14 protein-coding genes are annotated in these 17102 nt (G+C 49.9%); 10 read left to right on the top strand and 4 right to left on the bottom strand.

Annotation, left to right across the window (positions count from 1 at the left end; genetic code table 11):
• Nucleotides 1–28: 28 nt before the first annotated feature.
• Nucleotides 29–2131 (top strand): right-handed parallel beta-helix repeat-containing protein, encoded by a 2103-nt coding sequence (locus tag ACTJJS_RS08275; RefSeq protein ID WP_440663275.1) that lies wholly within the window; start codon nucleotides 29–31, stop codon nucleotides 2129–2131.
• 89 nt (nucleotides 2132–2220) lie between these two features.
• Here the strand turns inward: ACTJJS_RS08275 and ACTJJS_RS08270 are convergent, their stop codons facing one another.
• Together ACTJJS_RS08270 and ACTJJS_RS08265 are read right to left on the bottom strand one after the other, a co-directional pair.
• On the bottom strand, nucleotides 2221–2685 hold the full coding sequence (locus ACTJJS_RS08270) for an SRPBCC family protein (RefSeq protein WP_440663274.1): 465 nt from the start codon (nucleotides 2683–2685) through the stop codon (nucleotides 2221–2223).
• A gap of 10 nt (nucleotides 2686–2695) precedes the next feature.
• A complete protein-coding gene (locus ACTJJS_RS08265; RefSeq protein ID WP_168872461.1) occupies nucleotides 2696–3022 on the bottom strand; it encodes an ArsR/SmtB family transcription factor in 327 nt (108 codons plus the stop codon).
• A 549-nt stretch (nucleotides 3023–3571) separates the two neighbouring features.
• On the opposite strand from ACTJJS_RS08265, the gene ACTJJS_RS08260 reads away from it, so the two are divergent.
• Genes ACTJJS_RS08260 through ACTJJS_RS08245 form a run of 4 tightly spaced genes read left to right on the top strand, consistent with a single transcriptional unit; the run spans nucleotide 3572 to nucleotide 9457 of the window.
• Nucleotides 3572–3958, top strand: a complete 387-nt coding sequence (locus tag ACTJJS_RS08260; protein ID WP_168872460.1) for a response regulator transcription factor — start codon at nucleotides 3572–3574, stop codon at nucleotides 3956–3958.
• Between the two features lie 17 nt (nucleotides 3959–3975).
• Nucleotides 3976–5124, top strand: a complete 1149-nt coding sequence (locus ACTJJS_RS08255) for a HEAT repeat domain-containing protein (RefSeq protein WP_440663273.1) — start codon at nucleotides 3976–3978, stop codon at nucleotides 5122–5124.
• 2 nt (nucleotides 5125–5126) lie between these two features.
• Nucleotides 5127–6575 carry a glycosyltransferase family 2 protein gene (locus ACTJJS_RS08250; RefSeq protein ID WP_343743977.1) on the top strand — a complete coding sequence of 483 codons (1449 nt, stop codon included), beginning with the start codon at nucleotides 5127–5129 and terminating at the stop codon, nucleotides 6573–6575.
• A 5-nt stretch (nucleotides 6576–6580) separates the two neighbouring features.
• Nucleotides 6581–9457 (top strand): tetratricopeptide repeat protein, encoded by a 2877-nt coding sequence (locus tag ACTJJS_RS08245; RefSeq protein ID WP_440663272.1) that lies wholly within the window; start codon nucleotides 6581–6583, stop codon nucleotides 9455–9457.
• A 144-nt stretch (nucleotides 9458–9601) separates the two neighbouring features.
• On the opposite strand, the gene ACTJJS_RS08240 is transcribed toward ACTJJS_RS08245, so the two are convergent.
• Nucleotides 9602–10357, bottom strand: coding sequence for an SDR family oxidoreductase (locus ACTJJS_RS08240; RefSeq protein ID WP_440663270.1), 756 nt, complete (start codon nucleotides 10355–10357; stop codon nucleotides 9602–9604).
• Nucleotides 10358–10527: 170 nt separating this feature from the next.
• Between ACTJJS_RS08240 and ACTJJS_RS08235 the strand changes: the two genes are divergently transcribed.
• The 5 genes from ACTJJS_RS08235 (at nucleotide 10528) to ACTJJS_RS08215 (ending at nucleotide 16531) form a co-directional block, all read left to right on the top strand.
• Nucleotides 10528–11994 (top strand): hypothetical protein, encoded by a 1467-nt coding sequence (locus tag ACTJJS_RS08235; RefSeq protein WP_440663268.1) that lies wholly within the window; start codon nucleotides 10528–10530, stop codon nucleotides 11992–11994.
• A 64-nt stretch (nucleotides 11995–12058) separates the two neighbouring features.
• Entirely contained in the window at nucleotides 12059–13108 is a 1050-nt protein-coding gene (locus ACTJJS_RS08230; protein ID WP_440663266.1) for a 1,4-beta-xylanase, read from the top strand.
• A 425-nt stretch (nucleotides 13109–13533) separates the two neighbouring features.
• On the top strand, nucleotides 13534–13731 hold the full coding sequence (locus ACTJJS_RS08225; RefSeq protein WP_168872453.1) for a class I lanthipeptide: 198 nt from the start codon (nucleotides 13534–13536) through the stop codon (nucleotides 13729–13731).
• A gap of 60 nt (nucleotides 13732–13791) precedes the next feature.
• Entirely contained in the window at nucleotides 13792–14994 is a 1203-nt protein-coding gene (locus ACTJJS_RS08220; RefSeq protein ID WP_440663265.1) for a lanthionine synthetase LanC family protein, read from the top strand.
• Nucleotides 14995–15082: 88 nt separating this feature from the next.
• Nucleotides 15083–16531 carry an amino acid permease gene (locus ACTJJS_RS08215; protein WP_343743972.1) on the top strand — a complete coding sequence of 483 codons (1449 nt, stop codon included), beginning with the start codon at nucleotides 15083–15085 and terminating at the stop codon, nucleotides 16529–16531.
• A gap of 77 nt (nucleotides 16532–16608) precedes the next feature.
• On the opposite strand, the gene ACTJJS_RS08210 is transcribed toward ACTJJS_RS08215, so the two are convergent.
• Nucleotides 16609–17085 carry a YbaK/EbsC family protein gene (locus ACTJJS_RS08210; protein WP_440663264.1) on the bottom strand — a complete coding sequence of 159 codons (477 nt, stop codon included), beginning with the start codon at nucleotides 17083–17085 and terminating at the stop codon, nucleotides 16609–16611.
• Between the last annotated feature and the right edge of the window lie 17 nt (nucleotides 17086–17102).

The following is a 17102-nucleotide window of genomic DNA, read 5'->3' as shown; positions in this document are numbered from 1 at the left end:
GTCAACTGCTCACCAAAATTATTCACGTATGAAAAAGATCAGTATGTTTTTTGCCCTGTTGTTTGTTGGCTCCCAGTCCCTGTACGCGCAAACCGTTCCTGTACCCGCCACGCCGCTGAATGGCAGCTCCGGCTATATGCCCCACCCTGGTTTTACCTGGAGCGCTGTTCCCCAAGCCCGCAGTTACGATATCATGATCGCAGCCGATACCGGTTTTACCAACATACTTGCACAACGTGCAGGCTTGCCCGTTACCCGTTATGTGCCACTTCAGCCACTCCCCGCCGGGAAACTCTATTGGCGGGTCAAAGCGGTCGATGCCAGTGGTAACGGCAGCCCATGGTCTGTCCGTTACAGCTATACGGTCGCCACTACCGCCAACTTATACACAGTGCCGGACAACAGTACCTATGCCCAGGTGAAAGCTATTCTTGACACCGCCGTCAAACATACACCGGCCACGGTGCAGTTTGCAGCCAACGGCCATTATGCCCTGGACCCCGGCGCCACCGGCAGTTTTATGTTCTCTTACACCGGCGTCAACGATCTGATCATCGATGGCAACCAGGCGTCAATTACGGTCATGAACCACCCGGAAACAGGTTTTCTGAACTTCCGCAATTCCAACCGTATCACGGTCAAAGGGTTTACGGTTGACTGGGACCCGCTGCCCCATTCACTCCTGGACATCATCCAGGTAGATACCAGTAATCCCAATACGCTCAATGTGCGGGCGAGGCTTCGCAGCGTAGCCGGACAAACATCGCCCTACTACCCTGCCATCACCAATAACCCGTCGTTCACCACACACTGGTCATGGGCCTACCTGCTGGACCCTGCACACCCCGGTGCAGTAAAACCCGGTATAGGCAATGCTTTCGGGCTGGTGCCCGGTGACGCTGCGTATATTGCCGGCACCAGTCCTGCAGAGTACAACATTGTGCATCCAGGTTCCACTTCCGGCAAATACTTCGCCACAGGTGATATCCTTACTATCCTGTGCCGCACCAATATGGGCTCGTTTATCAGCACCACCAACTGCACCGATCTCACCTTCAGCAACATCACCAACTACGCCAGCCCGATGGGATGTTACTACGCTTTTGATGGCGGGGACATGAAAGTGCTCAATTGCCATTCCGCTCTAAAAGACAATACCCGCTTCGTCTCTGCCAATGCCGACGGGGTACATTGCCGTGGCAATACCATCGGTCCTTGGGTGGAAAATTCCTCCTTTACCGGCAACGGCGACGATGGCGTGGCACTCTATAACAAAGGCATGGTGATCACTGCTAAAAACGCGACCAACAGCCTCACTGTAAAAAGCGATTACATGAACCTCAAAACAGGTGACCGCTTCGATATCTATATTCCGAAAACAGGCAATATCATCTCCCAAAACTTCACCGTCACCAGCGTACAAGCCAATACAGGACAGGGCACTTTCACCGTGCAGTTCACGCCTGCTATTGCAGACAGCAGCTATGCCGCCATGGCAGATATCAATCTATCAGACCAGCAACAGAACGCACAACTATACAACAGCACTCGTCGCAATGAACAGTTTTATGTGTACAACAACCAGTTCACGGTCCGTGGCCGCGGTGTGATACTGCGTGCTGCCAATGGTGCGGTTGACAGCAATCGTCTGTATAATTGTTCCTCTCCCGCTGTAGCCTTGTACAACGAGGCCGCACAGTGGATCAATGGCCTGTACAGCAGCAAGGTCAGTATTTTACGCAATAACATCCGTGACTGTGCCTATGATAACCTGGGGGCAGATGAAGGCGCCATTACCGTAAAATTTAAGAAGATCGTTTTACAGGGTAGCCGTTATATAGATGCCATCGCGCCTTCCCGGCCCCACCATGGCATCCTGATCAATGATAATACAATAGAAAACTTTGCGCAGCATGGTATCACTTTGTTCAATGCCACAGGCAGCAAGGTGGGAAATAATACTTTCAACAGTAATGTCAGCGGGTTTATCCAGCCCGGGCTACATTATGGCATTTATCTGAACACAACAGACAGTTGTACCATCAGCCGGAATAACTTCTCCGGGGAAACGCGGCCGTTAACGGCTGTGATACAACAGACTAATTCTACCAATGTGGTGGTAGTTCCCTAATCGGCATGCCACCAAACAGCCGGGAGTGTTTAATTTCCTCCGGGGTGTTTGATCTGTATTTGAGCCCCCGGCTTACGCCCGGGGGTTATTTATTTAGCCTTTTTCCTTTGCAGATAATCATGCAGCAACCCAGTCATATAAGTCCATCCTTCTTCAGTACGGTCTGCATAAGCTGACCATTTAAGGTCCATATCATGATCCAGTTGCAGGAGGCAACCGGTAGCGGTAGGCGTAATGCGGATGGTCACCACGCTTTCTTCTGCCGGTTCAATATCTACGCCCCAGGTGAATACCAGCAGGGAGGGACGTTTTACTTCCAGGTAAGCGCCGATGTGGTTGAGTATCTCGTTGCCACGTTTCACCTGGTAGCTGAAGCGGCCTCCCGGGCGTGGGTCATTGGTGAGGTTCAGAATTTCCTCGTTGCGCACAGCGGGACCAAACATCCAGTGGCTGAGCATTTCTATATCCAGCCAGGCATCGAAAATAGTTTCGGCGGGCTCGTCAAAAGTCCTTTCCACCTGAACAAAAACGCGTTTATCGGTTACTTTTTTCATATGGTTAAGCTTATTTTTTTCTGGTACGTTGTTTTTTCAGGAATTCATCCAAAGCGTCGAGGCTGTCAGCCCAGAAGTCTTTATAGGTCTTCATCCACGCCTCCACTTCCTTTAATGGCTGAGGGTTGGCGATACAATAACGTTCACGTCCCTCCTGTTTGATGATCACCATCCCACATTCCGTCAATACCTTAATATGCCGGGAAATGGCCGGGCGGCTGATGTCGAACCGGTCCGCCACGGCGTTCAGGTTCATCTTCTTTCCTGCCAGCATATGCAGGATAGCGCGCCTGGTAGGGTCAGCGATAGCATGAAAAACATCTCGTCTCGTCTCCATAACTTGTAACAATCTTGTTACAAATTTACAGGTAACAATATTGTTACACAAAACTATTTCCCGGGTGTCTTGTTTAAATAATACATGCCGTTTAAAACTACCGCAGCTATTGTGCCATCGGCTTACCGGGAGGGCAACCAAAGGATAATTGCCGGGCGGCAGGTGTGAGGCAAGAGCCTGAAAACCACGGAATGAAATGATTTAAATATTTAATCTATTCTATTTTCAGTTCATATTAATTTCTTCCCCATAGTAAACGTATTGTTAATGTTTACGTATTTGGCACAGAATATGCATATCTTTGCTAGACAAGAAGTTCGAGTTTTGAGTCACTAAAAAATGCCATCTTTTTATTGAAGTTAACCTGCTTGTTATTACCATGAAACCTCTGTGAACCCCTTAAGAGCAAGGGATGGGCTAACTCCTGTTTTTATTTATAGTATCTAATCACTGTGCAATTGCATGCGGCTATCCATGCGATCCGGGCCGGTTATTGTCATGCAACTATCTAAAAAAAGGATTTTTTTAATCAATCAAAAACAATCACTTATGTATAGTGTTCTCTTAGTGGAAGATGATGAATTTGTTTGTAAGGCAATTGAAATCATTTTAAGGAAACAGGATTATATCATCAGTATCGCCAGAAACGGGCAGGATGCGATGCAGTATCTCCAAAAATCCAAATTTGACCTGGTTATCACAGACCTGATGTTACCATACGCCAATGGCATGGAACTGGTCAGTAAAATGCGTAACGAGCTTCATCTCGATATTCCGATACTGGTTTTATCTGCAGTTACACACGAAAAAACCATCACAGAAGGCTTTGACATCGGCGTGGATGATTATCTGAAAAAGCCGTTTAATCCGGCAGAACTTTCTTCACGAGTAAAACGTCTGATTCAACAAAAAGAAAAAAACCATTTGATTCATTAGTTATTAACTACCCCTTAATGGATACCACAACATCGCTCCGGGAGTGGTTGGACGATCTTTTCTATTATTTCGCCTACTTCCCGCTGGTGATTCAGATAGCTATCATTGTTAGCGTGCTGGCCGTTACCGGTACTATCGCGGCATATGTGTACATGATTCTTTTCCGGTGGCGAAAACAGCGCCGCGCAAAGAAAGAAAGACCGATGCGCGAGCAGGTGAACGACCTATTGCTGGAACACATTATCTACAAGGCAGTAGGTGATCCGGAAGCACCGGTAGTATTGCCACTGGACGCATTCAGGGCGCTCCCGCTGCATAAAAAGTGGGTGGCCGGCGTACTGATAGACCAGTTGCTGGAATATCGCAATAACTTCACCGGCGATATTCCGCGACTGCTCCGGCAGCTCTACCTCGACCTGGGACTGCACCACAAATCCGCGGCAGCCCTGAGGTCCGGCCAGCGTAAAGCGGTCACCAACGCCCTGGTGGAATTATCCGGCATGGGCGTACTGCTCGAAAAAGAACACGTACTGGCCCTCACCCAGAGCCCCGACCGGTACATCCGCGAATTAGCGTGTTCCTATTGGGTACAATGCTCTCCTGATGCACCGTTTGAATTTTTCAGTCATGTAAAAGAACCACTGCTGGCATGGGAACAGTTTGAACTGTTCCGGATTATTTCCCTCCGGAAAGACATCCCCATGCCCTCCTTCGCTCAATGGATCGACACACGGTACCATCCCAGTGTTATCTCTTTGTGCCTTAAGCTGGCGGCTTATTTCCAGCAGCCGGACGCCATTCCGGCGATGATTAAAATGCTGGACACGCCCGATGAACAACTGCGGGCGCTGACCATCAACAACCTCGGCAAACTGATGGCACTGGAAGCGGAACCAATACTGGTGAAGATGTACCCCCAACAACCGGACAGTTGTAAACTGGAAATACTGAAAGCCCTGGGCCGTATCGGCTCCGGAGACTTCATTGACTTCCTTCGGCAGGAACTGGAACAAACAGAAGATTTTCTATTGATGAAACACGCCGCGCATTCCATTGTAGCACACAAAGCACTCGCCAGTGGCCTGATAGCCCGGTTACAGGAATCGCTCACCGGCACCAGGCAACAGGTACTGCAACACAGTCTGAACCCCCTGATTAAATATTAATCATGCAAACTGCGATACTCAAACACATAACCGATTTCTACGAAAGCGCGATATTCATCTATTGTGCAGGGTTATTCCTCTTTTACATCCTGCTGGCCGTGTTGTCACTCATCGCCATCCGCCGCAGCCTGTGGAAAAATAAAATAAGAGGCCAGCAAATGCTGGTGGCCTCTCCCCTAACACCCGGCATATCGGTGATCGCACCGGCCTACAATGAAGGCGTCACCATCATCGCCAACGTACGGTCGCTGCTGGCGCTCAACTACCCCCGGTTTGAGGTGGTCATCGTAAACGATGGCAGCAAAGACGATACCCTGCAAAAACTAATCGACGAATTTGAACTGACAGAAGTCAACTTCGCCTACCGTCAACAGATCCCCAGTCAGGCCGTAAAACGTTTTTTTAAATCCACCAACCCGGCTTATTCCAAATTGCTGGTGTTGGATAAAGTCAATGGTAAAAGCAAGGCCGATGCGGTGAACGCCGGTATCAACGCCTCTTCTTTCGACTATTTCCTGAATACCGATGTAGATTGTATCCTGGCCCGCGACACCCTGCTGAAGCTGATCAAGCCCTTCATGGACGATCCGCAAAGAGTGATTGCCACCGGCGCCCCTTTGCGTGCGGCCAACTCCTGCGATGTGGAAGCCGGCGTGATCACCCGTGTACGGGTGCCCAGGTCGTTGCTGCCCCGCTTCCAGGAAATGGAATATATCCGCTCCTACCTGCTGGGCAAAATGGGCTGGACCTTCATCAACGCCGTTCCCAACGTGTCCGGCGGCCTTGGCTTATTTGACAAGGACATCGTGATCAAATCCGGCGGTTATGATCCCGGCTCTTTCGGCGAAGATATGGACATGGTGGTACGCATGTGCCGGTACATGTGCGAACAGGACCTGCCCTACCGCATCCACTATATCCCTGAAACACTTTGCTGGACGGAAGTTCCGGCCACCTATAAAATATTCTTCCGGCAACGGGTGCGCTGGGCCAGAGGCCTCGCACAAATTTTCGGCAAACACAGAAAAGTATTGTTCAACCCGAAATACAAAAAATTAGGGCTGATCATCTTCCCCTATAACTTCTTCTTTGAGCTCCTGGCCCCCCTGATCGAGTTTGCAGGTATCATCTATTACATCTACATTATAGTAAACCACCTGATCAACTGGGACTACGCGATCATTCTCCTCGTGTTTATCTATACTTTCTCGATATTGATCACTTCCCTCTCCATGTTGTGGGACCAGCTGATTTTCCGCTATTACCAAAGCTGGAAAGAAGTATGGCAGCTCTGTATTCTCGCACTGGCAGAGCCTTTCATATATCACCCGACGGTACTCTTTTGTGCCATCAGAGGATATTTTAATCAGCTCACCGGTAAAAAACATACCTGGGGAAATATGCAGCGGCAAGGATTCAATCAATCTCCAAACCTTCAAAAAACCATCTAAAGATCATGTTACAGCGGAGTGTGGAAAAGAGTTGTATTGCATTCTTCTTCTCCTTGTTATTAATATACTCAGGACTGAGCGCACAACGCAGCGGCCTCGTTTCTTCCGACGTGTTGTATAAACTGGCTTTAAAAGCACGCAACGAAGAAAAAGATTATCCCAAAGCGATCAAATTCTGTAAAAAGGCTTTGTCCCAAAGCCCGGACTATACAGACATCCGCCTCCTGCTGGGTAAATTATACCAGGAAACCGGTCAGCCCGTGGCTGCCGCCTTTGAATGGAACGCAGTACTCAGAAAAGATCCGGACAACAGTGACGCCCTGCATTCACTGGTCAACCTTTACTACAGCCAGGGCAATGCTTCCGAAGCAGCCTGTTATGTGGACATGTTGCTGGCGAAGACACCGCTCGACAAAGACCTGCTGCTCAAAAAATACGGACTGGCACAGGAAAGCGGCGATGTGGTCACACAGGCGACCACCATGGGACTGTTACGCAGCCACTACATCTCAGACCCTAAAGTAGCTTCCCTGCTGGCAGACTATCAGATGCAGGCCGCCCGCCGCGGCCGTAAATCCGGCGACCTGGACGGATCTGAAAAAATGTACGCACAGGTATTGCTGAAAGACAAAAACAATATCGAAGCACTACAGGGAATGGCCTCTGTCATGGAAAGAGAAGGCCGCACGCGGGAAGCGATCTCCTATTACAGTCAATTATCGGCCCTGCAGCCGGACAGCGCCCTGTGGCGACTGAAACGCTCTGCTATACAACTGGCCGGCGGCAACTATACCGCTGCGCTGGAAGATGCCAAATGGCTGCACAAACGCTATCCCGGACAGCCACTGTACAAACAACACCTGGCAGACGTATACACAGCCCTGGCACGACAGTCAGACACCACAACCGTATACACCGAACAGTTACTGAAACTTCAGCCAGACAATAAAGCTTTATATATTCAATTGATCAATCAGGCCGATCAGCGCGGCAACTATACTGCCGCCAACGATTGGTGCAATAAAGCATTACAGGCATTTCCCGGTGATGTCGATATCCTGAGAAAACAGATCGGCATACAGGAAAAAATGCAGGACCACAGCACGGCCACCGCCACAGCCGGCAAGCTGTTGCAGCTTCATCCCGGAGCGACGCATGAGCAAATCTATACCGACCTGCAACTCTCACGCGCCAGCAGGCTGGTTCAAATGCAGAAACCGGAAGAAGCTGCTGCCGTCCTGCAAGCGGCCCTCAAACAAGTGCCTGGCAGGAGCGAACTGCTGCTGCTACTGGCCAATGTAAAAACCGCCCTGGGTGAACCTCAGACAGCCTTGTCCCTCGTTGACCAGGTGCTGGCCAAACAGCCAGCTGACACCGCTTTACTGTTTAAAAAATCAGGCCTCCTGGAAGCCACCCAACATTACGACGAAGCGGCCGCCATCAGCGAAAGACTCATGGCCCGCTACCCCGCCGTAACACGTTACCGTCAGGCGTATATAGATCAAACCATGCTGGCGGCCAGAAGTGCTATGGCACAAAAGCAATATAATACCGCAGAGCCATTACTGTTGAAAGTGTTGCAATATGCGCCGGTCAACAAGGACGCCTGGATGTACCTGATCAATATGAAAAACGGGCAGCAACAAACGGCACAGGCACTGGATTATACCACCCGCGCATTACATCAGTTTAACAACGACTCCCTGCTGCTGCAAAAGAAATCCGCCCTGTTACAACAGGCCGGTCAGTATACCGCGGCCAGCACGATCGCTGCTGACCTGCACCGCCAGTACCCCGCAGATACTGCACTGCGGCAAATGTACCTCGACCAGCTGCTGGCATATGGTAAACAATTACGCGAAAAACAACAATGGGACAGCGCCTGGACATTGTACCAAACCGCCTATGCCCTGGCGCCAGCCGATACCAACGTGCTGTACGACCTCACCGCCACCGCTACGGCCCGTAAACAGTACGACTCCGTGCTGGTATATGCCAACAAAGGCCTGGCTTTAAATGCCAGCCAGCCGGCGCTGCTGTCGCAGAAAGCCAATGCACTGGAGCAACTGCACCGCTATGCGGATGCGGCACTCGTAGCCGGACAGCTGCGTAAACTACAACCCGGTGAAAAAAAATGGCAACAATACGCAGACCACCTCAACGGCTATACGTATAAAAACCAGATCGGCGTGATCCATCTGCAATCTGTTTACAGCAGAGACCTGGAGCCGGCCAGTATCACTTCCCTGCAATACCTGCACCGTTTTCAGCGGGGCACTATCACCGGAAGGGTTAACTATGGCACCAGGGAAGCCGGCAACGGTATCCAGCTGGAAGCAGAAACCTACTATACCCACAATCCCCGGTACTATTCCTACGGATTGTTCGGATGGTCCAACTCCGACGTGTTTCCTACCGTCCGCGCCGGTTATTCCCTCTTCCGGAATTTCAATAAAGGCTGGGAAGGTGAGCTGGGTGGACGTTACGTAAAAAGCGACAGTATCAATACTTATTCTGCCGTGGCTTCCGTAGCAAAATATTTCGGTAACTACTGGGTGAACCTGCGTGGTTTCTTCACCAACGACGAACATCAATGGTACCAGGCGTATACGCTGACCAACCGTTTTTACCTCAATGACCAGAAGGACTTCATCGCCCTGATCGGTAATATCGGCGCCTCTCCGGACGACCGCAGCCGTAACTTTCAATTCGGTAAAGTGGCAGGGTTCACGTCCACATCGCTTACCGCAGGGTTTCAGAAAACCATCCGGTCAAGGGCCACTATCGGCGCCTACGGCACCTGGACAAGGCAGCAAATACCACAGCAATCATATCTGCATCAATTTGATACCTATTTGTTATTCCTCTGGAATTTCAAATAAAGAGAAACAAAGAAAAGGAGGGCCTTCGTGCCCTCCTTACACGTATCCGTGTTAACTCATTCACTTGTATTTTACCGCTTCTTATTCCTATTAATCATCTCACAGACCGTATTCACTGTACATGATAGACAGACTGCTACCGGACTATTTCGCATTCGACAGCCCGCCGTCCACCAGTATTTCAGCGCCATGAATATATCCCGCATCAGGCGAAGCCAGGAACAAGACGGTCTTCGCTATTTCCCACGGCTCTCCGAAACGTTTATACGGTAACGTTGGTATCACACTGTCAACTGCTCCCCTGATCTCTTCAGCTGACAAACCGGTATTGTTAAAAATGTTGGTCCTGATATATCCCGGACTGATGCCATTGACCCGTATACCTCTGGCCGTACACTCCATAGAAAAGGTTTTAATGAAAGACTGAACAGCCGCTTTGGCCGCAGTGTACACAGAGAAGTGCTGTATACCAAAGGACGTTACAAAGGACGTGTTCAGGATAATGGCACCACCGGATGTCATCATCGGCAACAGCTGCTGTACGGTAAAGAAAGTTCCCTTCACCAGTATACCGAACAACTCATCAAAATGTGCTTCGTTCACCTGTTCAATGGGGGCGAACTTTCCATATCCGGCATTAACGAACAGTACATCGACGGTAGCCGTATGTTGCCGTAGCTGCGCCGGCAACGCGAGGATGTCTGTCATCTTTCCCGCGTCGGAGACGATGCCGGCAGCCATTGGCCCCAGTGCCGCCACGGCTTTATCTACCGTTTCCCGGCTTCTGCCTGTAATGATCACACGGGCGCCGGCCCCTATAAATTCCTGTGCGGTGGCAAAACCCATTCCATTGGTGCCTCCTGTTATGAAGACCACCTTTCCGTTAAATTGCTGCATCATATTATCAGTAAATTATACTGCGAAGGTGCTGATGGACTCTCTGCCTGAAAACCCGATTATTGCTGTATTTCCGCAGCAGAAAGATAATAATTTCTTAACCTGCCAACCCCTCAACTGTCAGTAGGAAAGCAGCCACTGTAATTAATATTAGTAACAAATAAAGTTGTGCTATGCCTTATTTCCCTCAAACGTTAATGCAATATGTACTGAAGAACCCTTTCAACCGCCAGTACCTGAAGATTGCAGCTATTGCCATCCTGGTACAGCTGGTGATTTTTAAAGTCCTTTATCCGTATGGTGATTTTTTTTCAGACTCCTATAGTTACATCTATGCCGCCATCCTCAAACAGGAGGTGAACCTCTGGCCTATCGGCTATACCGTTTTTCTGCGGCTCTTCCACGTGATCAGTCATTCAGATACCGCGCTGGTGGCTTTTCAGTATATACTGGCACAATGTGCTGCGCTCTACCTGTTTTTTACGGTGAGTTACTGGCTACAACCCGGAGAGCAAACAAGAAAGGTGATTTTTTATGTGTTGTTGTTCAATCCGCTGATCCTCTATATCTGCAACTATATTTCCAGCGACGGGTTGTTCCTTGCGCTGAGCCTCATCTGGTTTGCACAGTTGTTATGGCTGATATACCGTCCTTCCTGGTTTTTGTTGCTGGCACACACCATCATCATCGCCATAGCGTTTACCGTTCGGTACAATGCCATGTATTATCCACTGATCACTGCGCTGGTGTTGTTGCGGTGCCGGCAGAAAATTTCCTTTAAGCTGGTGGGCATCTTAGCGCCGCTGGTATTGATAGCGGGATTTATCAAGTTTACAGAGCAGGCTACCCGTAAGGTGACCGGCACTGCCCAGTTCTCTGTTTTCGGTGGCTGGCAGATGGCCAACAACGCCCTGTACATGTTTCCCTACCTGAAAGATTATCCGGAGCCACCGGCAGGCTGCGAAGCATTCCACAAGGAGGTGGTACATTTCTTCCGTGATATTGTTCCTAAAGGAGGTGCAATTCCTTCTCCTATCGACGGAGCCGTTTACCTCAAACACCCCCAGGCGCCGTTAAAAAAATATATGGAGCTGACTTATGGCCCTAAAGACGATTCCACCGGCGGTATTCAGTCATGGGGCAGTGTATCACCGGTATACGGAAAATACGGCAGTTACATGATCCGGCAGCATCCCTTTTATTTTGCACGTTATTTCCTGTTGCCCAATACCCTGAATTATTTTGTGCCGCCGCTGGAGAAATTATCGGAGTATAACCTTGGTAGTTATCATGTGTCCGGCACGGCGGTATACTGGTTTCATTATCCCTCTAAAGAGTTGAGCTCAGTGGCTTCTATCAATGCCCAAAAGGCATTGTTGTTTTTCTTTCCTTTTATCTTCGGGCTGTTGAACCTGGCGTTTTTGGGGCTGATCGTTAAATGGGCCGTGTCCGCCACACGAAAGACTGCTGACAGGCCATACCGTGACAGCCTGCTGCTGGTGTTTGTAACGTTGTTGGTCAATGCAGGGTTTGGCATCCTCGCCTCTCCGATTGTTTTCCGTTACCAGGTGTTCCCGATGGTCCTCTGTTTCCTGTTTATCAGTATACTGATCGATAAACTTAAACCAGAGTTGCAGTAAAGATGAATTAACATTGTTGAATGGAAAGGATAGTAGATATTTGACAGCATTATTAAATGCTATCATGAAATATCCTGCCTGTTTTTTGTTCCTGATTGTATTGTTTTGTCGTTTCTCAGCCAGTGCCCAGTCCCCATGGCCTGCAGAAAAAGCTGCCGCCTGGTATCAGCAGCAGGGCTGGCTGCTGGGGGCCAATTTCATTCCTTCTACGGCTGTCAATCAACTGGAGATGTGGCAGGCAGCTACTTTTGACACGGCCACCATCAACAGGGAGCTGGGTTACGCTGCAGGAACAGGGTTTAACATCATGCGGGTATATCTGCACCACCTGGCATGGCAACAGGACCGTGAAGGTTTCAAACAACGGGTCAGTCAATACCTTGATATTGCCTCCCGCCATCATATAGGCACCATGTTCGTTTTCTTTGACGACTGCTGGCGTGATACCTACCAGCCAGGCCCGCAGCCTGCGCCTGTTCCCGGCGTGCATAACAGCGGCTGGCTCAAGGACCCCGGCGGACTGATAGACCGCGATTCCACGCTCATGGACACCCTGCGTGTATATGTGCAGGATATCATCCGTACTTTTAAACAGGACCAGCGGGTCACCATCTGGGACCTGTACAATGAACCAGGGCATTTTAAACACGGCGCCAAAAGCTGGCCGCTGCTGAAAAATGTAGTCACCTGGGCACGCGCAGAGGCGCCTCTCCAACCCCTCACGATCGGCATATGGAACGCGGAATTCACCGACTTCAACCAATACCAGCTCGAACAATCAGATATCATCACGTTTCATAATTATCGTGACAGCACTTCCATGCAGGGCGCCATCGACACACTGCTGCGGTACAACAGGCCCATTATCTGCTCCGAGTATATGAAGCGGCCCAACAACAGCACTTTCGCCACACATCTTCCTATGATGAAAAAAGCCGGCATCGGGGCCATCAACTGGGGATTGGTGGCCGGTAAAACGCAAACCAACTATCCACAGGGAAACAAAGGCGGAGAACCGGAACCAGCCATCTGGTATCATGATATTTTCCGGGCAGACGGCACGCCTTTCGATGCAAAGGAAACAGCCTTCATTCGGGAAATAAGCGGGAAATAACCACCCTTATTGCGGTTATATTGCATTCGGACATATCGACGTATGTCCATAAAACTTTCCATGTCTAATTTTTCGTTACACCCCCTGCCAACGAACAAAATAAAAGGGTTACATTTAATATACCTGTAAATGATTCCCACTGCTTTTTTAACCCGTAAACGATAAATCTATGCATCCGGAAAAATTATCCCTCGACAGAAAACTCTTCCTGCAAAAAGAAACAGTTGCCGTTATGAACCCCGTGGAGGTAGTCCAGAGTCCACAGGCCATCAGCGCCCCTTACAGGACAGCGCTTTCCATGGACTCACCGGCACGTTGTTTCCCATGTTGCGATGCGCCCCCGATTACTTTTGTTACCTGTCGTAATTAAGCAAGTGCTGCTGTAAATATTTCCTCAGCTTTTCTTAACCTGTAAACCATAATTTATGCAACCGGAAAAACTGTCCCTCGACAAAAAACTTTTCCTTCAGAAAGAGACCATCGCTGTGATGAACGAAACAGACGTGATCGATTCACCACAGGCGGTGAGTGCTCCTTTCCGTACTGCTCTTTCCATGGACTCCCCATTGCGGTGCTGGCCCTGCTGTGCCCAGCCTAACACCCAGGCAGGCTGTCCTAATTGATTTTCATTTTGACAAAGCATGGCAGCCGTTGTGCTGTCATGCTTTTTTAATTCCGTATGTATGACAACCAGCTCTGTGCTGACCCGTATTTACCAGGACCATCTGCGGTTACTGGCCTCCAAAACCTATGACCCGTATTTTGCAGAGAGCCTTTTAAAAGGCCCCTGGGGGGTATTACCGTATCTTTTTTACTATGAGAGATATGTAGACAACAGTGCGCCCTGTGCGGGCAGCTGGTTACAACAGCTGTACAGTACCCTGCAGCCGCAGCCGGTGGCCGGCTACTCCTACTGTAACGGTACCACAGGCCCATTCTGGTTACTGCATCATCTGCATAAACATCATTTTATTGATATTGATATCAACGGGTTGGCCGATGGCTATATTCCGGCGGCCATCGCAGAAAGTGAAAAGTGCCTGTCAGTACAGAACTTTGATTTTCTGCATGGCAGCGCCGGCATCTGCCATCATCTGCTGGACTATACCCACCATGAAGCGGTACGACTGCACCTGGAGAAATTTGTGACAGCCTTGGCTGCCGTCAGCAGGATGACAGCCAACGGCCGCAGCCTGCCGGTATTTGTGCTCTTTGAAAAACCAGTAGATGCGGGAGTGGACACCTTCAGCCTGGCGCACGGCACCTGTAGCCTGCTGATATTGCTGTCGCGGGCCTGTATCGCCGGCATAGCCCCTGATACCTGCCGGCAGCTGATCAGAGAGTGTATTGACTTTATGTGGCATCATCAGAATCCACGGCAGCCGGATACGGCTCATGCATTGTTTCCCGGCATCCTCGACGGACGGGCGCCCTACAGCCGCCTGTCATGGTGCTATGGCGATTTTAACGTGGCCCTCGCATTATGGCGATGTGGCAAAACATTACAGGAAAACACCTGGCAGGAGCATGCGCTGGACGTGATGCATTATACGCTGCGGCGGAATACCGACCAGGCCGCAGGTATCGTCGATGCCTGCCTGTGCCACGGCTCCGCAGGTATCGCTGCTTTTTACCGCCGCTTCTGGTATGAAACCGGTGAACCGGCTTTCCGGACCGCAGCAGACCACTGGCACCAAAATACACTGCAGAAGGTTATCTTCTCTGACCAACCCGGCATCTACGGCATCCGTGGCTGGGAAGGGACAGACAAACAATGGGGATACTGCTGGGACCTACTGGACGGCAGCAGTGGCATCGGCCTGTCCCTCTTGTCCCATATAACCGGCAACCCCCTGCCCTGGGACGAGGCTTTCCTGCTGTCCTGATATAATTTACTTTTCTAATAAGTGAAATATTATTAGTTTACATTTTTCAGAAATTACGCATCTTGCAACCTTACCCACCGTTTTTACCTTGGAAGAACTGATACAAACCAAAGAACAACCAACTCCGCAGAAGCTTAAAAGAGGCCTGCAAAACAGACACATTCAACTGATTGCACTGGGCGGCGCTATCGGCACCGGCCTGTTTCTGGGCATAGGCCCCGCCGCTGTACTGGCCGGTCCTTCTGTTATCCTCGGATATGCGATGGCAGGTGTTATCGCCTTCTTTATCATGCGCCAGCTGGGCGAAATGGTGGTGGAAGAACCCGTGTCCGGCAGCTTCAGCCACTTTGCCTATAAATACTGGGGCACCTTTGCGGGCTTCGCTTCCGGCTGGAACTACTGGATACTCTATATCCTGGTGAGCATGTCCGAACTGACGGCCATCGGCGTATACGTGCATTTCTGGTGGCCGGAAATACCGCTATGGACTTCCAGCCTGTTCTTTTTTGTGGCCATCAACGCCCTGAACCTCAGTTCCGTAAAAGTATACGGCGAAGCAGAATTCTGGTTCTCCATTGTAAAAGTGATCGCCATTATCTCGATGATCGTTTTTGGCGTTTACCTGCTCTTCAGCGGCAGTGGCGGTACACAGGCCAGCGTGGAAAATCTCTGGAATGACGGAGGCTTCTTCCCGAAAGGATTACTGGAAAAAGGTGCCGACGGTAAATACCAGGGCCTCTTTGCTGCTATCGCCATGATCATGTTCTCCTTCGGCGGACTGGAACTGATCGGCATCACGGCGGCGGAAGCCGACAAACCGGAGAAAACCATCCCCAAGGCCACCAACCAGGTGATCTACCGTATCCTCATCTTTTATGTAGGCGCGCTGATTATCCTCTTCTCCCTATCTCCCTGGAAAAGCATCACCACAGACAGCAGCCCGTTTGTAATGGTATTTGAAAGCCTTAAGGGATTTGAATTCACCCTTTTCGGTAAAACCATCTACTTCACCAGCCTGATCGCCAATGTGCTGAACCTCATTGTGCTCACAGCGGCCCTGTCGGTATACAACAGTTGCGTATACAGCAACAGCCGCATGCTGTACGGCCTTGCGCAGCAAGGCAATGCCCCGGCTTTTTTATCGCAGCTCAATAAAAACCATGTGCCGGTAAAAGCCACGCTGGTATCCGCGTTGTTTGCCGCTATCTGCATTGTGGTCAACAAACTCATACCTGAACAGGCACTGGAAGTACTGATGTCACTCGTGGTATCCGCCCTGATCATCAACTGGATCATGATCAGCGTGGTACACATCAAATTCAGGCAACAGAAGAAACTGGAACAGCTGCCTACCAAATTCCCGTCGTTCATCTATCCGTTGTCTAACTATATCTGCCTGATATTCCTGGTGGGTATTTTAGTACTGATGTGGATCACCGGAATGAAGCTGCCGGTGGAAATGATCCCGATATGGCTGGTTTTCCTGTATGTCTGCTATGCTATTTTAAACAGAAACAAAACTGCGCAGGCGGGTTAGTACCTTGCGCATTGTTATAAAAACATGACGGCCGTCTGCGGAACTTTCCACAGACGGCCGCTTTATTTCGGGATTCGTTAACGGTCCTGTGGTTTGGTCACATCCACCCATTTCACGAGGCCGGTCATCTCCTCCATATCAGCAATGGTCATTTTAATCGCTGAATTACTGCTACCGCATGCAGGGTATACGTTATCAAAAGCCTTCAGGGATTCATCGAGGTATACCTTAACGCCATCATTCACCCCGAACGGACATACGCCGCCCACCGCATGTCCGATCATCGGTTCCACTTCTTCAAAAGATAACATGCGGGCTTTAAAACCAAATTCATCCTTAAACTTTTTACTATCAATTTTATGGTAACCGGAAGCAATGATCAACAATGCACCTCCGTTTGCATCATGCAGGGAGATGGATTTCGCGATTTGCGCACCATCCACGCCCAACGCCTGACCCGCCAGTTCCACTGTGGCACTGGAAGTGGCCAGCTCAATAATATCCTTGTCCCGGTTCCATTTCCGCAGATGTTCTCTTACCTTTTCTATAGCCATCGCATAATCTTTTGGTA

The sequence above is a fragment of the Chitinophaga sp. 22308 genome (assembly GCF_052045305.1).
Lineage (GTDB): Bacteria > Bacteroidota > Bacteroidia > Chitinophagales > Chitinophagaceae > Chitinophaga > Chitinophaga varians_A.
The sequence above is the reverse complement of the archived record's forward strand: the minus strand, read 5'-3'. Positions and strand labels throughout refer to the sequence as shown.

Excerpts from the sequence above, each read along its gene's own strand:
- ACTJJS_RS08270 (WP_440663274.1), bottom strand. The coding sequence starts at position 2,685 with ATGAAAAAAGTAACCGATAAACGCGTTTTTGTTCAGGTGGAAAGGACT.
- ACTJJS_RS08255 (WP_440663273.1), top strand. The coding sequence starts at position 3,976 with ATGGATACCACAACATCGCTCCGGGAGTGGTTGGACGATCTTTTCTAT.
- ACTJJS_RS08275 (WP_440663275.1), top strand. The coding sequence starts at position 29 with ATGAAAAAGATCAGTATGTTTTTTGCCCTGTTGTTTGTTGGCTCCCAG.
- ACTJJS_RS08210 (WP_440663264.1), bottom strand. The coding sequence starts at position 17,085 with ATGGCTATAGAAAAGGTAAGAGAACATCTGCGGAAATGGAACCGGGAC.
- ACTJJS_RS08220 (WP_440663265.1), top strand. The coding sequence starts at position 13,792 with ATGACAACCAGCTCTGTGCTGACCCGTATTTACCAGGACCATCTGCGG.
- ACTJJS_RS08265 (WP_168872461.1), bottom strand. The coding sequence starts at position 3,022 with ATGGAGACGAGACGAGATGTTTTTCATGCTATCGCTGACCCTACCAGG.
- ACTJJS_RS08260 (WP_168872460.1), top strand. The coding sequence starts at position 3,572 with ATGTATAGTGTTCTCTTAGTGGAAGATGATGAATTTGTTTGTAAGGCA.
- ACTJJS_RS08250 (WP_343743977.1), top strand. The coding sequence starts at position 5,127 with ATGCAAACTGCGATACTCAAACACATAACCGATTTCTACGAAAGCGCG.
- ACTJJS_RS08225 (WP_168872453.1), top strand. The coding sequence starts at position 13,534 with ATGCAACCGGAAAAACTGTCCCTCGACAAAAAACTTTTCCTTCAGAAA.
- ACTJJS_RS08245 (WP_440663272.1), top strand. The coding sequence starts at position 6,581 with ATGTTACAGCGGAGTGTGGAAAAGAGTTGTATTGCATTCTTCTTCTCC.
- ACTJJS_RS08240 (WP_440663270.1), bottom strand. The coding sequence starts at position 10,357 with ATGATGCAGCAATTTAACGGAAAGGTGGTCTTCATAACAGGAGGCACC.
- ACTJJS_RS08230 (WP_440663266.1), top strand. The coding sequence starts at position 12,059 with ATGAAATATCCTGCCTGTTTTTTGTTCCTGATTGTATTGTTTTGTCGT.
- ACTJJS_RS08235 (WP_440663268.1), top strand. The coding sequence starts at position 10,528 with ATGCCTTATTTCCCTCAAACGTTAATGCAATATGTACTGAAGAACCCT.